Source organism: Mesorhizobium sp. M0152, from assembly GCF_040322415.1.
In the GTDB taxonomy this organism is placed as follows: domain Bacteria; phylum Pseudomonadota; class Alphaproteobacteria; order Rhizobiales; family Rhizobiaceae; genus Mesorhizobium.
In genome coordinates this window covers 1-1,474 of the sequence record NZ_JAMYTH010000112.1, presented here as the reverse complement: position 1 = coordinate 1,474, position 1,474 = coordinate 1, and the positions used below count along the sequence as shown (strand labels likewise).

Below are 1,474 nucleotides of genomic sequence, written 5' to 3'. Positions count from 1 at the left end.
CGCCTCTACCCGCTCAAGGTCTATGACATGCACGCCATCTCAGAAGGAGGCGGCCCTCCCGCGCAGCGGGTTCGTGCATGGGCGCAGAACCGCCAAGCAGCATTGGGCCCGATCGCGGACAGGCCCCCTTAGGCTGGGATACAGGAGAGCCGACATTGAGGTCGTCGCGAACATCGTCGTGACCGACCCAGTGCTGTAATTGCTGACCGCGATACGAAAGTCTCGACAGGTAGAATGTTTCCACTCATCTCGTCGGTCCCGCGATTTTTCATTTTGGCAAGGATGGCTGCTGTGCTGTTGGACGGGTAATGCTAAACGCGACTGTAGGTAAGAAGGCCCTCGGGTGGGGGCGACCCTATGAGGAACCCCGTCATGCAGAGACTGCGGAACAAAGCTACGCTGATCACCGGCGGCACCAGCGGCATTGGGCTCGCAACAGCACGCCGCTTTCTCGAGGAGGGTGCTCGCGTTGCGATCACCGGCACCAACAAGGGCCGTCTGGAAGAAGCCCGCAAGACTCTCGGCGACAATGTGCTCATCATTGATGCTGATGCGGGCAGCGTTGCCGCCCAGGATGATATCGCCCGACAGCTGGGAGCGGCATTCGGCAAGCTCGATGCTGTCTTCGTCAACGCTGGCATCGTTGACTTGCGTCCGCTTGCCGACTGGAGCGAGGCGGCCTTTGACCGGAGCGTTGCCATCGATTTGAAAGGACCTTACTTCCTGGTCAAGGCCTTGGTCCCGCTTCTTTCGAATCCGGCATCCATCATTCTCAGCGGATCCGTCAACGCACACATGGGAATGGCTGGAACGCACGTCTATTCGTTGGCAAAAGCCGGAATGATTTCATTGGCGCGAACGCTCTCCGGTGAGCTGATAGGGCGCGGCATCCGCGCCAATGTGATCAGCCCGGGCCCGATAGACACGCCGCTCAACGACAAGCTTGGTCTCGGTCCGGCGGAAACGAAGGCTCGGGCGAAAGCTGTCGTCGGAATGGTTCCGGCAGGCCGCTTCGGGACGGCCGAGGAAATTGCCAATGCGGTGGTGTTTCTGGCGTCTGACGAATGCCGTTTCATGGTCGGTTCTGAAATGTTAATCGATGGCGGCATGAGCATCATGTGAGAACTCGGCCCAGCGATGGGTCTCGAACTGCGGCTCACGCCAACTCGGTAGTGGCAAGAAGGCGCCAAGGCAGAGCACTTTGTGGGGCAAGGCTTCTCGAACGCCCAGCCTTTCTGGCCTGCCCGATCGATCCTGCTGGGCAAGTCCGAGCTGGGGTCGACACGCGACCTTCGCGCCAACACCGGCAGAGCCGGGAAGTGGCGGCACCACGACCTCCAGCGCGGTCGCCTGCGACGTCAGCTTTCAGGAACGGCAAAGCGGATCTAGACGGCCGAGATTGGGAAGGGTTTCGGGTGCCGTCGGGCGTACGAAAGCCTCTCATGCAGGAACCCGCGGGCCACAGTCGATGTCT

Annotated in this window: 1 protein-coding gene; it reads left to right on the top strand. The window is 60.7% G+C overall.

Translation table 11 applies throughout. From position 1 onward, the window contains the following. The first annotated feature begins 372 nt into the window (after window positions 1–372). Complete coding sequence (locus NKJ26_RS33345; RefSeq protein ID WP_352700096.1) at window positions 373–1,122, top strand: SDR family oxidoreductase; 750 nt, start codon at window positions 373–375, stop codon at window positions 1,120–1,122. The last annotated feature ends 352 nt before the right edge of the window (window positions 1,123–1,474 follow it).